Here is a 16,623-nt window from a genome sequence, read left to right as displayed (position 1 = left end):
CCTGTGCATTTAACCGCAAAGCACGGCACCACGCGCTGGATCGACAGCGATCAGCCCGGCAAGTAACTGGTCCATTAACGGTGTCAGGCGGGCCTTATCCGCCTCACTGCGACCGGCTTTCAGGCGCAGAAGTTTCAGATGACGGGCCTGTACCTCGAACAGCAGCTCAGGCTCCCAGTTGCTGAGAGTCACGTCTCTGGCGCGATCACCCAGTTCAGCAAACAGATGCATCGCCAGCTCATTTTTACCGTACTGCTCAGCAATGCGGCCCATTAGCAGACGCAATAGCCACTTTTGACGATCGCTAGTCACACTTGGGCGCTTCTGTAGCCAGGCCAGCGCGGCATCCGGGCCTTCACTGTCCGCCAGCACCACGGCTTCTGGCTCCAGCGCCAGAATGTCATCATTGCCAGCAGACATCGGTGTGGATGGGGTGTCATTGCCCCACCCGCCAGTTGTGTCCATCACGCTTTGCTGGATCCAGTTCAGCGTGACTTCATCCGCAAATGGCGTTCCGTCACTGAACGCGAGCGTTTCCAGACCGGACAGGCGGGTCAGCAGCCCTTTCAGGTCAGCGGCAATAATGCCAGCCAGAGTGTCCTGACCTGATTTCGTCAGGGCCTGGTGGATGTACCACTGCAAATCCAGCCAAAGATGATTAGCACCGCGAGAAAAAGTGCTATCTGCCGTTTCAAGCATCTCTACCCAGTTCTGCTGCATATAGAGGCGTTTAAGTAACGCGCGCTGGTCTGCTCTTGGCGGTTCGATGCGGGTACGGCCCTGCGCATCCGGGGCCGGAATTGCCCGCAGAGTATCGTGACGCAGGCTCTTCATCAGATGGTGTGCGGACAGCCACCCGTCCGGCTGTTCGCGCAGATATTCGGCGAGCGTGCGGGCCTGTGCCAGCAAATCCTGACCGGAGGTGATACGTCCGATGACCGGGGCATCGTAGTGGCTAGCAGTCGCAGGGGTTTCGCAGGCACTGGCGTTCTGCGGCACAACCGCATCCACACCACCCGCTTTCTGCAAGCGGCTTTCAAGAGCACCATACAGTGTATTGAGTTCCGGTCGGATTTCATCCGGCTCATTTTCCGTCAGTTGCTCTATCAACAGCAGTGCCCCGGTGGTACGTATCGCATCGTTCCTGACCACTTCGGGGTACAGGGAAAGAGAGTCAGTCATTCGCGATCCCGCCAGCCATTCCAGTGCCGCCTTACGGCTGCGCGCACGCTGTGGATGCAGTTGTGTACCAAAGCGCTCCAGCAGGCCGCACAGCAGTTCAAGACCTTCAGCGAGCCCCTGCTCACCTTCGCGGTGTAGCTTTGCCCAGCAGTAGTAGGTGGCCACGCGGATATCTTTGGCGGTCGTGGTCAGAAGCTTCTCTGCAAGCTGGCAGATAAGTTCGGTATCCGCACCTGAGAGTTTGTTGACCTCCTCGCGCATCTGCTGAAAGTCATCGTCATAACCCGGGTCGTCACCCTGAGGTGATGAACCGGACAGCGGCTGCAGCCAGCTATCCCAGAGCCTAACCCGCTCACGGCTGGCCGCAAGGAGTGGTTCCTGCTCAGTCTGGCAGGCGCGGAGTAAAGCGTTGAGCGTGCTCATCAATATACGTCCTCTGTATCATTGCTTGCGCTGGCGACCTGGTCTGATGCTGCCACGCCTGTCGTGCTGAAGATGGTCTCTGGCAGGCGGAAATTACGCAGCTTCAGCAGCGCCAGCGGGCCCTCTCCCGCTTCGGTACGCAGGGTGTAATTGAGTTTGCGACCGTCCTGTGCCGTCCAGCTCAGGCTGTAGCTGCTACCCACGCCCGGATAAGCACTGATGGCGGCTTTGTCGAGCAGTCGGATCCAGCCCCAGGTGCCGGGAATATCCGCATACTGACGGGTGCCTGCCTGGGTGCTTATCCAGCTCAGGTTCGCACCAGGAGCCTCAGTATCCGCAGGCCAGGTGAAGCGTTTCCAGGCTGGCATCTGGTTAACGTATATCAGCTTCTGGCTGTCGATAATCATGGTGGTCTGCATCACGCCATCGGCAGTACCTGGACGTAGTTCGAAGTTCATCCCGGCATTGCCTTCGGTGAAGGCCACATCGGAGATATGACTCAGGGTGTTAATGGCATTGAGGAACTCTGGGTTAAAGGCCAGCCCCTGCGAGTTGATGCTGTCCGGCACCCAGTGGTTCCCTTCTTTGTGCAGCACGCCTTTGAGACGGGTCTGCAGGAACTGAGCGATACGCCCGGAATCCGCGTTGAGGTATTTGGCCAGCAGCGGCAACGAGACATCACTACTTGAGTTGTTAAACGGATAGCGGCTACCAAAGGCACTGTTCCACTCAGCCACTACCGCCTGCTGCCACTGGGCATTGAGGCTGTCGGCCGCCGGAGCCAGCACCTGCTGCCAGGCCTGTTCCATCGGAATCACAAAGACCGCACGACCAAAACCGCTCCACTCCTGCCCTAGGCCGGCGGCAATCAGGCTGCCGTAGTCGCGGGTTTCGGTGAGGTCCACAGCTTTACCCTGGAATACGGTCTGAGCAAGGGTCTGGGTCATCGCCTGAGGGTCGGCAGCATTAGTCACTTGCTGCAAGCGCAGACGAACCTGCGTCACGCGGGTCAGGTACGACTGCAGACTCTGCTCTTGTGCTCCCGTGCGGCTTTTATCCATCAGTGCCAGGACCGGGCCAAAGGTCGCATCAAGCGGGCCATGAACACCGGCACTTTGGTCAATGGCATCTTTGTTGTCGCCACCCAGCAGATTTTTGGCTGATTTCACCAGTGAATCTGATATCGCTTCGCCTGTCTGTCCGGTACGCCCCTGAACATTCAGAGTGTTCATCAGCGCCACCAGAGGCGACTGACGCACGTCGGCCATCAGGGTCAACTGGTCAATGGAGTCCGACAGCGTGGTGGCCTGGTTCCAGCGCAGGCTGTTGAGGAATTCCAGCCAGGTGCCGCCAAAATCGGCAAAATAACGCTCTGTCAGGCGATTTTTAAGTGCTTCCGGGGAGATTTCATCCTGCTTATTGACCGGACGTTTGCTGTCCGTCAACACCCAGTCGAGCTCGTCCCGGCGCGCCTTCACCACCTTCTCGATGGCAGGCTGGACGGCCTGCTCCCAGGCCTGGCGGGTAAACATGCCTGGCACGATCTCAGTGGTGCTGAACAGGCGGGCTGCATCAGTATCGCCGGTCATATCTTCGAGACGCATATCCACATACAGATGTGCCACCTGTGAAAGCATTTTCTGGTACAGAGTCGATTCGCTATTACGCACCCCCATCAGGCGAACCAGCAGGGAACGCGCCTGGCTGACCATGTTTTCATCAGCTCGCAGTTTCCACTCAGGATGTGTGACCAGTTGTGCACCATAAAACGACAGCAGAGACGGGGCCACGCCTAGCCAGATACCGTCCTTCACACCGTCACGCTTCGGCCAGTCCTGAAGCAGCACAGTGCTAAACCAGTCACCATCCATATGCTCAGGACGCGCCAGCATCAGGTAAAGTTTCAGCTGGTCATAGGTTGCTTTTGCCCTCTGCTCGCGCAGCGGGCTATCCGGAGGCAGCGCGTTAAAGGCACTGACCTGCTTCTGCAGATGGTCTGCGGCCGCATCCCGCAACAGCGGCAACGCGCTGTCCTGATAGCGTGGCCAGAGTGCGGCCAGCAGGGCGTTATTCTGGCTCAGCCCGGCCTTTTCGTACCACGGCACACCATGCTCAGAACGGTACTGCAGACGGGCCAGCGTTTTCTGGAGTTCAGCCAGCGCGTGCAGGCGCAACTCCAGCGGCTGATTCTGTCTGGCGGCAAGTGCGGCCTGGGCATTCGCACCAACAATCTGGCTGCGGTTGGTGACATAAGCGATGCTCATCCACATAGCCCAGCTCACCATCGTAAGCGCAGCAGCAGATGCCATTACCTTGCGCCATGGAATACCGGGCTTGCGAGGACGCAGCCCGGCAGGAAGCGTCCGGACTGATTCAGGCAGAACATCCCAGCGCTTATCCATGCCCCAGTGGTGCAGCACAGCGCGTTCTGCACCGGCTGAAGGCTGACTGAACACCACACCGGCCAGCGGCAGCGGGCGATACGGATTGAGCATCACCGACAGCGGTGCGGTCACACTTTGTGGCTCACGGATGAGCTGGTCGGCAAGCGTCAGCAGGAAGTTGTGTTTCACTTCACCGCAGGTTTGCTGCAGGCCCAGTGAAGTCAGACCCGGTGTCAGGGCTGAGAGTTGCTCTGCCAGCCCTTCGGTATGACACCCGGCAGGCAACAGACAACCTGTCGCCTGCGTAATGCGCCCTTCCGGCTTACCGGCGCGCGGGTGCAGGGACCAGACGTAGAAAGGAAGTTTCCAGCCAAGCGTTTCCATACGCGCGCTGATGGCGTGAGACAGGGAATCCATGGTGCTTTCAGACGGTACCGGCAGCGGCGGCTCCAGCCCTGGTGCTGAGAGCTGGTCAAAGGCCGAGGTGACCCAAACCAGCCCATCCACCGGACGGCGACGCAGTTTGCGCAGCGCGGTCAGCCAGGCACTGTCCGCTGGCGTATTGAGGCCACCGCCCCACAGCAACAGTGTGCCGCGGTCCTCCTGCCAGAGCTGAGTTGTAAGGCCCGGAGTCAGTTGTTCCACTTCAGCGGCCGTACCGGTTATCAGCAGGATGCGAGTTTTACGTCCCCAGCGATGGCCATAGAGGTTACGCATGGCTTCACGGATGGTGTCGACCGTGACGTTGCGCGGCAGGGTCTGCTCAACGCGACCTTCACTGGTTGGCAGTCCTTTCTTACGTTCAGCCTGAAAACGTGACCAGCGTTGTTTGAGCGCTAATCCGATAACCCTGCCATGACGAATTAACAACAACAGGATCATCGCCCCGACAATACCCAGTGTTTTTAATCCTTCGCTGTTCAGGCCAATTGCATCCCCATGCGACCAGATGGCCCATGCCAGTATAGCAGCGATGATCGCGGTAAAGCCGAGACCTCCCCAACTACCACGCCACGCTGAACTATCTTTTGCCATTCGCCTGCTCTCCTGTTGTGACGATATTCATAAATCGCTGTTTTTTATCATCAGAAAGCATCAGGCAGTTCCCCGTCAGTGTCACAGTATCACTGGCAACAGCAGCCATAATCCACGGCGAGAAGGGGCCGCTGCGTCCTGCGTACTCTTCCAGCCAGTGACACTGTTGAGGTTTCCAGTGGCCTTCGTAGTTTTTAGCGCTGCCCAGTAGCGTGGAAAATACCTTGCCCCACGCGGTACCGTCCCCGAGAAGCACGTCTATTTTGATAGCCTGCGACTGAGTGGATAAAAAGGTATCAAAGGCCAGGCTCAGATCTTCTGTCGGCTCGATCGACATGGGCCGTAGCAGACGGGCGTGATGATCGAAGCGGTATTTGGTGGCCACATCGTCAGAGGTCAGTAACAGGGCTGACAGCGCATCACTGTAAACGTCGCCCCCCTGCGTCTGATGGACCAACAACAACTCGACATCCAGCGTCGGCGTTTTGAGCCGCTCTTCAACCGACGAAAAGGAGCGGGTATTCAGGATCGTCAGGAAAGGTGCTGTGAGCGTGAGGCCGAAATGTTGGATCCAGGCGGCAGAAAAAGCCTTCTGCAAATGCTCTTCGGGATCCGAAGCATCAGTGAGCAGTGTTCCCCCAAATGGCAAATCAGCACAGAGTTGTATGAGTGATTCATCAAGGCCACCAAGAAGGGCCGAAAACACATTTTCTCCCGAGGGGAGCGCGATACGCCTGACAAGCGCATTGCTCTGTTCAAGATCAGCAGGAGACTGTATAAAGCGCGCGGGCGTCAGTTCAGCGGGCAGGATCACCCTGCTGTACAGAACCGCCAGATAGCGTCCTGCCCAGTCAGTCCATTGTTGCTGCGCATATTCCGCTTCATCGAACTCAAACTGATGTTTGTCCATCGCATGGTTATACAGCCAGCTTCGTAAGCAAATCATCACTAACCAGAGAAAGAGTGGGCTTCCCGCTACGATCCAGAGATTAAATTTTTGCAGTGTTCCCAGAAACTGATTGGCATGGAGAACAAAAAGGAGCACTCCGGTGATTATTGCAACGAGACAGGCCATCAACCACAACATGGTTGAAGGCTCTTCCGGCGCTGCGGTGATAGTGGCTTTCTGGCGTTCCCAGCTCATTATTTATCCTACTGAACAGTCCGGCGCACTGGAGATAACATGGCAGCCGCATTCACATTCGCAGCCATCGACAACAACTTGTTTGCCATCAGATATCCATTCAGGTGATCCTTCGATAATGGCATTGATACCATGCCCTTCGACAGGACAATTAATTTCGTCGCCAACAAGTGCTACTTTTTTTCCATTCACGATCATGGTCGAAGAGGCAGAAATGACTTCGCCACCATGTGTTGTTTTATCTCCGAGTAATACAAATCCTTTGAACATATATTCTCCAATTAATATCATTTTAAAATTTTAATTCTCTACACAGCGAAAACCATCACCAGGACCTTCATAATCAGGCTCGCTTTTCCCTCGTGTAATATCATACAATCCAAACATGGAGCCTAAATAACCTCGAATCACTTTTTTGTCACCTTTATATGGTCCTTGCGGATTTTTTTCAGGTGAGTTTTTATAATAATTTTCAGCATACCAGTCATTCACCCATTCATTTCCATTCCCCATCATGTCATATAAACCTAAGGGATTGGGAGGATACGAACCGACAGGAGCCATGTCATGAGTGAAGTTAAGTTCATCGTCTGGATCGTCAGGGTTATATTGATTGTCACTATTTGCAAACTGAAAAAACTGACCTCCGCTACGAGCTGCATATTCCCATTGAGCCTCGGTAGGTAAAGTAATAGATTTTCCTGATACTTCCCCAATCCATTGACAGAAAGCTTTAGCATCATTCCAATTTACTGAGGCAGGATAATGATCTCCTGTTGATTTTCTAAACCGCTCACTTGTACTTTTTTTGTGGCCCATAGATAATACTGATTTTTATCTTTTCCAGTTAAGTCAATCCATTTATTAAAATTTCCCCAGGTTACTTTATATTTTGTTATTTTAAAGTCAGACAACTCAACCCAGTGTAATGGCTTATTATTCTGCTCAGGGCTAAATGGCATTTTTTCACCAACAAGAGGGCCAAAATCTCCCATTTGGAAACGTCCCCCTTTAACGGAAATCATAGAGTTAACAATCTCATCAGCGAATTGCTTCTCGCTACTTGCATTACCTTTCGCATTATCACATCCAATGAGAACGACACCTGATATAAAGGTAATGATAATTTGCTTGCATTGACTCATGATAATCAAAGATTCATCATTAAATATATTAATCAATTTTCTACACAACGAAATCCATAACCGGGCCCTTCTGTTTCCGGTTTATTACTTCCTCGCGTGATATCATACAAACCAAACATTGAACCTAAGTAGCCTCTGACCACTTTTTCCGTTCCATTAGCTGGCCCCTGGGGATCTTTTTCAGGAGAATATTGGTAATAATCCTCAGCATACCAGTCATTGACCCAATCGTGCCCATTCCCCATCATGTCATAAAGCCCCAATGGATTCGGTGGGAAAGAACCAACTGGAGAATAGTCGTGAGTAAAATTAAGTTTTGAATCGGGAACACTTAGGTCATAGACATTATCAGTGTTAGCAAATTGTCTAAATTTACCACGACTACGTGCAGCATATTCCCATTGTGCCTCAGTAGGTAAGGCGATTTTTTTCCCTGTAACGTCGCCAACCCATTGACAAAAATTAAAAGCATCTTTCCAGTTAGCAACCGCAGGGTAATCATCACCAATGTACTTAAGCATACGTTCGTCGTATTTACTTTCAACTTTTCTATCTGAAATTTTCTTATAATATTTATTGGTGTCTTTGTTAGTCATAGATAGCCATAAATTAAACTCCCCCCAAGTTATTCTATTTTTTGTCATTTTAAAATCAGTTAAATCAACCCAGTGAAGCGGCTTGTTATCATTATCAGGACTAAACGGTAGTTTTTCTCCAATGAGAGACCCAAAATCTCCCATTTGATAACGCCCACCTTCAACTGTCACCATTGAGTCAACAATCTGCGAAGCTAATTTACTTTGTTCTTTTCGGCTTTTTTCTTCATTGCAACCAGTAATAACGAAGATACTAATGGCTATAATAAAATTAACTTTATTCATTTACTCACCTCCATGCCATTAACAACAACCCTAGTGCAACTCTCCATCAAGAAAGGAGAAACCTCTACTAATGATTTAAACTCATTACCACTAACATCTATTGATTCTGGTAAGCTTTCATATATTGAGATTAAATTTTTAGCGTAATGACTTGGAAAGACCTTAACTGTGGACGAATTTGGGATGATATTTCCTAGCCCATATGTTTGAACCTCTTCTCCCAATGCAAGAAAATCTGCTACCTTCTGTTGATTTGATTGCCATGAACCAGATATTTCAAATGTTTTAGATAGGTGCTGCATCACATTTTCATAATCTCGTTTTGACTGAATCCAACGTAATGACAACAGCACAGCCCGTTTTCTTGCACTATATGTCACCTGACCTTCACAGTGAGTTTGGGCATGGCTTGCGGGGCTGGCAACATCATCCCAGAAACTTCGCTCGATCAACGAAGCTATTGCTGCACCTTTACTTTCGGGAGGTGAATACTTTAAACATTCTCCTTGTGTATCTAAAATGTGCTCCATTAACTGTACACGCCGTTCCTTTTCATCCCAGCTATCTCTTAATTTTTCTAATAATAGATCTGTCTCTTTTCCTAAATTATCAGCCAACTGATTAACGCCGTACATACCGATAAGCAGCGGTAAAGCACAGAATGCATAAAAATCGCCTTCTCTGATTATATTCTCTGATAGTTTAATGTAATCAGCATTACGAAGCATATAAGTTAAGCAGGGCATAAAATCAGTCATGATCGCTATACCATCTATATCAAAAGCGACACTTCCTTTTCCGCCGCCCCCCCAGCACATGCCACCACGAGCAAGAACTTTAACTCTTCCATTTTCATAACTGAACCTAAAGGTACCACTCCATCCCACCCCAAATTGGGCTGCAGTACCTACAGCAACCTTCGCTAACTGTGTATATTTTGATTTTTTATTTTCGGGATTTAACCACTTAATCGAACCAGCCAAGTTTGCTGATGCTTGGGCTCCGGCAAAGACGGTTAATTCCCCTGTTGCTTCTGGCTCTTTCACCACCTGGCTGATATCAATTTTACGTTGTCCTGGAGCAGGAGCAGTTCCATCACCGGAAGGCCCCGGGACGCCTTTCGCCCAGTTGCTTTTCACCGATACACCCAACTCAACGCCTAAGCTTGCACCAACACTGCCCGCCAAAGTCAGTTCAAAATCAAAACGTAATACCCCCAGACTTCCCATTCCCCCACCCATTTCAGGCTTCAGGGGATAAGTCATCGTAATACCATGTATGTCTGGAAGTGACAGGGTTAATTTGCTTTTAGACTCAGCGAGAGCGAGACTTGCATATGCACTTGCTTTTCCGCTGGTGACAGCTTCTTTTTTTACCTTTTTACCTTGATTACGAAAATCTACTTCAAACGGATTTAATTCTTCCGTCAGACCTGCTCCATAAGTCCAGCGCATAAGCTGAGACTGAGCATCAAAACCCAATCTCTCTCCCTGATAGGGGGAATGTTTGAGGCTGTCATTCATATCCCTCGCCCATTGTCCAAGAACACCTGTGTGCTGTTCTAATAAATCCTGCTCAGCCTTCAGCATTTTGGGTTTTACTTTGCTTATCTGCGTTTTCAGCTTATCGTAATCGATCTTTTCTCTTGTCCTTGTATTTCCCTCATTGTCAATATATGACTCAGATATAACAAAGCTCTTACCACCAGACTTTTTATCGCTATCTTCAAGCGGATAACGTCGCCATTTGCTGTCAATTTGATCTGAACGGGCATAAATGTAACGAACACCTTTCATGCCACCCCGGACTTCGATTAACTCCATCAGGCCAACAGCACTTTTGCTGCTATTATCAAGGAGTGTGGTCTTCGGAAGTTCCTCTGTTGCTGAAAGCGTTGTCAATTTAACTTTCAATTGTTTATTCAGATCATCAAGTCGCTGGGCTTCCTGTTGTATTTGGGTTTGCAGGGCAGTACGTTCACTAATTTGCCCCCAGTTTAGTCTGGTGCACTGCAAAGTTAAATCATCAATACGCATCTGCGTATCAACCTGGTGGCCTAACAGGCTATTCAGGACATTACTTTCCTGTTCCAATTCATCACCATCAACAGCCAGAAATGTTTCACTGTCAGCATGAAAATAAAGGCGGGTACCTGATATATGGCTGGCTTTAATGCCCTTTGCCTGCATCCCTGTTTTGCCACTGCCATGAACGGTTGCTGTATTCCCCATGAAGGCAACTCCTGCTATTTGTGTTCTGATTAAATCTGGATTTCTTATCCAAGTTCTACTTTGATCTTGTCAGATAAAGCCGTGAATATTTCGGCAGTATTCCCGTCTGAATCCGTTATGCCGGAAAAAACATCGCCTTTACTGGTCGTAATGCGATAGCGCGTATTCGGAGCAAGCTGTCCTGTTTTTTCGTCATGCGCAACAAAATATTCACTGTATCCACCGGGAAATTCCGGTACAGAAGTGGTATAGTTTGCGGTTCCCATTTTCTGCGCATTAGCACATTTCCACAGCACATTACCTTCACAGCCAAGTATGATGTTCTTACCCGTTATCTGGATAAATGAGCCATCCAGGTTTTTCAGCACTATATCTTTCGCCGCAGTGATCTCAATCCGTCCTTCCGTACTGGTCACCGTGACGTCCTTTTTGGCAATGGCCTCCAGCGCATCATCCTGCGCCTGGATTTCCACTTTGCCCTTAGCCGCAAAGAGTTTCATCCCGGCCTTTCGGGCCAGCATGCTCACGGCTTCACCCGCCGCCACCGTAAAGCGCTTCAGCGCACTGATGTCCGTATTCTGCTGGGATATAATCCCGACGCTTGCTCTCCCCGATGCCATACGAACTGCCTGCGGGCTGGTGATACTCACCCCTTCCGGCGCATTCAGTACCATACCTGGCCGGGCCAGCTCTTTCAGGGACTCCGTCAGCTTAACCTGGCTCTGAATATCTGCTGGCAATGCCTCTGCCGTTTCAGCAGCATCAGAAAGACTTCTGGCAATACTCAATGCATTTTCCAGTTGAGATATCGCTTCCCGCATCGACAGCATCTTATCGCCGGCAAACGGCTGTTTATCGGCGGTAATGAACACCCCTGCACCACCACGAATGGAAACATGCCGGTCGGTGCGCAGTTCTGCCCCCTCACCACGAAGATCCCTGGAAGCGTCTACATTGTGCCCTAAATTGAGCTGCGTCTTGCCCCCGTACTCTGTACTGAGCTTAACGTGCTCCTCGCCGCGCTTATCCTCCATCCGCAGTTTGTTCAGGCCAGCCGTGCGTATCACGTTGCGGGTATTGTTCTTCTCGGTGACGTGGTCCACATGACGGGAGTCGTGCATGGCATAGGCAATATACGGCCGATCCGGATCGCCTTCATGGAAGGCAATGGCGACTTCAGTACCCTGGATCAACGGGAAGTGGAATCCGTATTTGTCCCCACCATAAGGCTTGGCAAAGCGCACTGGCATGCTTTCCATGCCCTGCTTTTTATCATCACGGTCGGCATCAAACTTCACCCGGTACATGCCGGATGCATCCTGCCAGGCGTAGATGTCGTTATCTTTGGCACTGGTCACACGCGCCATCAGGGTGCCGCTGACCACCGGACGCTTTTTCGCGGCTGGACGCCAGCATCGGTTCTCGTAGTACGGCATCGCTACCCATGTCACTTTCAAGGCATTCTTACGGCTGCCGTAGTAGCCAGTGCGGATAATAACAACACCATTCTCCGTTTCACGGGGTAGTGTCGGCGAGATAGCGGTTTCGGTAATGGTAAGAACCTGCGCCGGGCCCAGGGTATGGTCCGTACTGCTGCCGGTCACTGTAGTCTGGGCGGACAAAAAACGTTCATGCTCCAGACGAGCCCAGAAGTTACCGGTTTCGGTTGCAGGGGTAATTTTGTCACCCCGCTCGAGGTGACGCGGACGATAGTGATACACATCACCATAAGTGATACCGTCACCGTCGCCCTGGGTCATGTCTGCCGGGACGGACGTCAGAATATTCTGCGCTTCGCGATGGTTATAGTCGCTGGCGGTGACCGAACGTTCCACCACGTTGTGCCAGACGTGGATATCCCACACCGAGTCAACGGCATTGTCATTGGTGCCCGAAGGGCTATTAAGTGGCAGTTTTTTACCGAATGTCCAGGCGCTCTGCTTATCCGCAAAGTGCACCACTTCAGTCTGGGTATCCGGTTGCAGGGTGAAGAAGTAAAAAATCCCCACCTCAGCCAGCAGACGCTCGATAAACGCGAGGTCACTTTCCTGGTACTGATTTATCTGTTCCCGTTTTGGGTAGGTTTGTTTAAGCTTGAATTCATATTCCCACCCCTTCAAACCATGCTCGCCAAGAATTTGCTCTACCACTTCCGGCACTGATTTGTTGACGAAGAAACGGTGAGTACGAAACTGCTTATCCAGTAAGGATATAAAAGGTTCCAGAATAATTTCATACGTAACCTGATCGCGTGAACCGGCCAGGCGTCGGAAATTTGTCACCACACCATGAACAATTTTACCGACAACAGAATCTAATAGTTTCCCCACCCCCATGCTCAGCGTAGCGGTTTTACTTAACATCATTTCAGCCGTAAGATCTGGATGTGAACTGGTAAAACGAATGGTGTAATGATAGAGAGCACTCATTTGTTCTAAACCATCAAAACGTTCCACATCCAATGGATAAGGGCAGGAAGGAATATCCAGTTTATAGCGATTAAGGATACCCTCTGTCATTTTAAATGTATTTTCCATTTCTATAATTCCTGTCCTGGGTTAGAATGATATTAAATAGAACCAAACTCAACAAACATGATAAATATTATCTATAATGCTTCCATTCATCATAAATATATTTCAAGGCGAATTTATAAAGTCCATAACCTATGAGAAAGGCTACTATACCTGCCCCACCTAGAATAAAGCGGTAAGGATCGGCTGAAAAAAAGAAACAGTAGAAAGAGTAAACCATACTGATAGTTCCTAGCGTCATCCCGATACTGGCTACGATCCGTGAAACAATGATAAGTATAAAATCTTTTATATTCATAAACCTCCAAAGAAGTATTCGCAGACATTATTAAACTCTTCAGGATTTATCTTTTCAATTTCACAAGCCGTCTCATAAGGCCTAACAATGTCCTCAACAAGATAATAAAAAAGATCAAAATCACCCATACTGTTTAATTTCTCATACATTATGGGGTTTCTTTCACGCAAGTACCGCGATGTATAAATAGATCTTGATGCTTCAGCACCAACTCCCAATACACCACCAGCAATAGAACCAGAAAAAAAGGCACCAACTCCTTGAGATATAATCACCCTTCCGAGGTTAACCCCCGTAAACTGCGAGAACATCATTTTACCTATAACACTTCCAGATATATTTCTTGAAAAATGTGAAATTTTATGCGTGTCTACATGAGAAACAAAATCATCTATAAATGGTTTAATAACCTTATAAATAACCTCATCGTTAAAAGTTACTTTTTTAACCAGTGCTGCTAACCGAAATTTATCATCCTGATTCTCTCTGCGGTGTTCCGTATCTATAAAATCATAGCCAAGATAGGCAAGGCTGACGGGTAAGGAAATAACACCTTTCGCCACAGCACCGATAAACCCAGACCCATCGATATGAATGGCCTCAAGCATATCTCTGGCAATCTCTTTTGCGCTGTCCATAATTGCTACCCTTTAGATAAACCAGTTAATCAAACGCCAGCACAATCCCTTCTTCGTCATCCCAGCCCAGCGTCAGGCTGTGTGGATTCTGCTTCGCGGCCATGTGCGTGAGCAGTTGCTGGCTCAGCACCGGCAGAATTTGCTGATTGAGCAGGCTGTCGACATTGCGTGCGCCGGTGTCCGGCAGCAGGCAGGCTGAAGTCAGCGCATCATAAAGACTTTCATCAATGTGCGTGCTCAGGCCGTAGTGTCGATGCAGGCGCTTGCTAACCTGTGAGAGTTTCATTTCCACGATGGTACGCATGGCTGCTTCCGAGAGGGGGCGGTAAATCACGGTCTGGAAGCGGGCCAGCAGCGCCGGCTGGAAGTGATCGCGCAGTATCGGACGCAGCAGCTCGTGAAGATCGCCTTCGCTGGCCTCCGGCTGTTCGTCAAGCAGCTGCATCAGGTGGTCGCTGCCGAGATTCGAGGTCATCAGAATGACGGTGTTGCGGAAGTCGATTTCACGTCCTTCGCCGTCGCGCATAAAGCCGCGGTCAAAGACCTGATAGAACAGGTTCATCACGTCGCGGTGGGCTTTTTCGACTTCATCGAGCAAAACCACACTATACGGGCGCTTGCGCACGGCTTCGGTCAGGATCCCTCCCTGGCCATAACCGACGTAACCCGGAGGGGAGCCCTTCAGTTGGGAAACCGTATGCGGCTCCTGGTATTCGGAGAGGTTAATCGTAATGAGTGACTTCTCACCGCCGTACATGACATCGGCCAGCGCAAGCGCGGTTTCGGTTTTCCCCACCCCGCTCGGTCCAACCAGCAGAAACACGCCCTGCGGGCCATTCTCGGAGGTGAGACCCGTTTTTGCCGCACGCAGACGCTGGGCGATGGCCTCGAGCGCCACATCCTGCCCGACGACACGTTTACCCATTTCATTTTCGAGGGTCAGCAGTTCGGTCTGCTCATCTTTCATCAGCGATGACAGCGGAACGCCTGTCCAGTCAGCAATCACGTTGGCAACGGTGCGTACGTCAACATCCAGAGAGAGCAGCGGGTTGCTGTGCTGCATGCCGTTCAGTTCCTGCTGCAGCGTGCGCGTCTCGCTTTGACGGGAGATGTCCTGGCGGCTTTCCAGCAGTTGTTCGGTGAGTTTCAGTTCCTGCCCGTACTGCGTTTCAAGCTCGTCGAGAGCAACGATAAGAGCGTTCTCTTCCTGCTCAATGACGGTCAGGCGTTCACCATGGCTCTGATTGCCGACAGCAATATCTTCCAGCAGCGCCTGCTTCTCCATTTCAAGAGAGGTAATCTGCGAGCGAATGCAGGTCAGCTGTTCCGGTACCGTGTCGAGGCTCATTCGGACGCGCGCTGCGGCGGTGTCAAGCAGATCAACCGCCTTATCCGGCAACTGGCGGCCCGTGAGGTAGCGGCGGGAAAGCGTAACAGCAGCGCGCACCGCATCGTCGGTAATGTGCACGTGATGGTGCTCGGCGTAACGGGATTTCAGACCACGGAGCATCAGACAGGCGGTGTCGTCGTCAGGCTCATCGACTTTTACCATCTGGAAACGACGCTCCAGGGCCGCGTCGCGTTCGAAGTACTGCTTGTACTCGCTCCAGGTAGTGGCCGCAATGGTACGCAGTTCGCCACGCGCCAGCGCCGGTTTCAGCAGGTTCGCTGCATCGGCGCCCCCCGCCTGGTTGCCCGCGCCGATGATGGTATGCGCTTCATCAATAAATAGCAGGACCGGGGACGGGGATTGCTGCACCGCATCGATGACGTTTTTCAGCCGCTGTTCGAACTCGCCTTTCACGCCTGCACCGGCCTGCAGCAGGCCCAGGTCAAGGGTACGCAGAGTGACCGTTTTCTGTGATTCAGGCACATTCCCCTCGGCAATACGCAATGCCAGACCTTCAACCAGTGCGGTTTTCCCCACGCCCGGCTCGCCGACCAGAATCGGGTTGTTTTTGCGGCGACGAGAGAGGATATCCACCATCTGACGGATTTCTGTGTCACGGCCAAACACCGGATCGATCTTCCCTTCCTTCGCTTTGGCGGTGACATCGAGGGTGAATTTATCCAGCGTGTTCTGCAGCGCAGGGCTCAGTTCCCCCTCTTTCATTTCCACACCAGCCGGACGCCCGACAAACTCCACCTCACCACCGTGGTTCTGTGCCAGCTCGGCTTCGCGCTGCATTTCCGGACGCTCATCCGATTGCGCATCCAGCAACGGTCCCAGGCGCTCCAGCTGGCTCTGAGCAAGCGTTAACAACGGCCAAAGGCCGTCACAACGTGCCAGTTTTGGTTTTTCCACCAAGGCCATCAGCAGATGGATGCTGCGAATGTGCTCTTCGCCATTGAGTGAGGCAAGTAGCCAGGCTTGCTGCATCAGAGTCTGGATGTCATCAGAGAGCTGGGGCCGATGGCGCACGGAGCGAGGTTGTCTGTCGAGCCAGCCAAGTAAATCCTGCCAAATGCCATCCATATCCCATTCATAGCGACGCGCCAACACCGTCAGGTCACCTTCCCCCTGCTCCAGCAGCTTCAGCAGCCAGTGCTCCGGCAGAATTTCGGCATGGGCACGGGTCTGACAGAGCGAAGCTGCGCCTTCCATCGCTCGGGCACAGTAAGGGTTCAGACGACGTAACAGGATGGCTGGATTTTCCATGAGATTCTCTCTTTGTCGGTTCCTGGACACGCTACCGCCCCTCGCTGTTCACCAAAGCGCATAAGGTCA

11 protein-coding genes are annotated in these 16,623 nt (G+C 51.2%); all 11 read right to left on the bottom strand.

The window, feature by feature from the left end; all coding sequences use genetic code 11:
* Positions 1-9 precede the first annotated feature (9 nt).
* Positions 10-1,605 carry a type VI secretion system protein TssA gene (gene tssA / locus ACMGGE_RS01005; RefSeq protein WP_420293259.1) on the bottom strand — a complete coding sequence of 532 codons (1,596 nt, stop codon included), beginning with the start codon at positions 1,603-1,605 and terminating at the stop codon, positions 10-12.
* On the bottom strand, positions 1,605-5,024 hold the full coding sequence (locus ACMGGE_RS01000) for an ImcF-related family protein (protein WP_420293258.1): 3,420 nt from the start codon (positions 5,022-5,024) through the stop codon (positions 1,605-1,607). Before ACMGGE_RS01000 ends, tssA begins: the two co-directional genes overlap by 1 nt.
* Complete coding sequence (locus ACMGGE_RS00995) at positions 5,011-6,168, bottom strand: hypothetical protein (protein WP_420293257.1); 1,158 nt, start codon at positions 6,166-6,168, stop codon at positions 5,011-5,013. Before ACMGGE_RS00995 ends, ACMGGE_RS01000 begins: the two co-directional genes overlap by 14 nt.
* A 3-nt stretch (positions 6,169-6,171) precedes the next feature.
* The gene (locus tag ACMGGE_RS00990; protein WP_023325805.1) at positions 6,172-6,438 is read right to left on the bottom strand and encodes a PAAR domain-containing protein; all 267 of its coding nucleotides are present in this window, start codon (positions 6,436-6,438) and stop codon (positions 6,172-6,174) included.
* A gap of 30 nt (positions 6,439-6,468) precedes the next feature.
* A complete protein-coding gene (locus ACMGGE_RS00985) occupies positions 6,469-6,987 on the bottom strand; it encodes a formylglycine-generating enzyme family protein (protein ID WP_420293256.1) in 519 nt (172 codons plus the stop codon).
* Positions 6,918-7,313, bottom strand: coding sequence for an SUMF1/EgtB/PvdO family nonheme iron enzyme (locus ACMGGE_RS00980; protein WP_264299654.1), 396 nt, complete (start codon positions 7,311-7,313; stop codon positions 6,918-6,920). The genes ACMGGE_RS00985 and ACMGGE_RS00980 overlap by 70 nt, the downstream gene beginning before the upstream one ends.
* Positions 7,314-7,345: 32 nt before the next feature.
* Complete coding sequence (locus ACMGGE_RS00975; RefSeq protein WP_420293255.1) at positions 7,346-8,194, bottom strand: formylglycine-generating enzyme family protein; 849 nt, start codon at positions 8,192-8,194, stop codon at positions 7,346-7,348.
* A complete protein-coding gene (locus tag ACMGGE_RS00970; protein WP_420293254.1) occupies positions 8,191-10,425 on the bottom strand; it encodes a hypothetical protein in 2,235 nt (744 codons plus the stop codon). Before ACMGGE_RS00970 ends, ACMGGE_RS00975 begins: the two co-directional genes overlap by 4 nt.
* A gap of 44 nt (positions 10,426-10,469) precedes the next feature.
* Entirely contained in the window at positions 10,470-12,962 is a 2,493-nt protein-coding gene (locus ACMGGE_RS00965; protein ID WP_420293253.1) for a type VI secretion system Vgr family protein, read from the bottom strand.
* Between the two features lie 291 nt (positions 12,963-13,253).
* Positions 13,254-13,895, bottom strand: coding sequence for a hypothetical protein (locus ACMGGE_RS00960; RefSeq protein WP_420293252.1), 642 nt, complete (start codon positions 13,893-13,895; stop codon positions 13,254-13,256).
* A gap of 25 nt (positions 13,896-13,920) precedes the next feature.
* Positions 13,921-16,554: a type VI secretion system ATPase TssH gene (gene tssH / locus ACMGGE_RS00955; RefSeq protein WP_420293251.1), complete on the bottom strand. Its 2,634-nt coding sequence runs from the start codon at positions 16,552-16,554 to the stop codon at positions 13,921-13,923.
* Positions 16,555-16,623: the final 69 nt, after the last annotated feature.

It is taken from the genome of Enterobacter sp. BNK-22 (assembly GCF_048684805.1).
GTDB classification, from domain to species: Bacteria; Pseudomonadota; Gammaproteobacteria; order Enterobacterales; family Enterobacteriaceae; genus Enterobacter; species Enterobacter quasiroggenkampii.
Note: the sequence above shows the minus strand (reverse complement) of the source record. Positions and strands in the feature narration are given on the sequence as shown.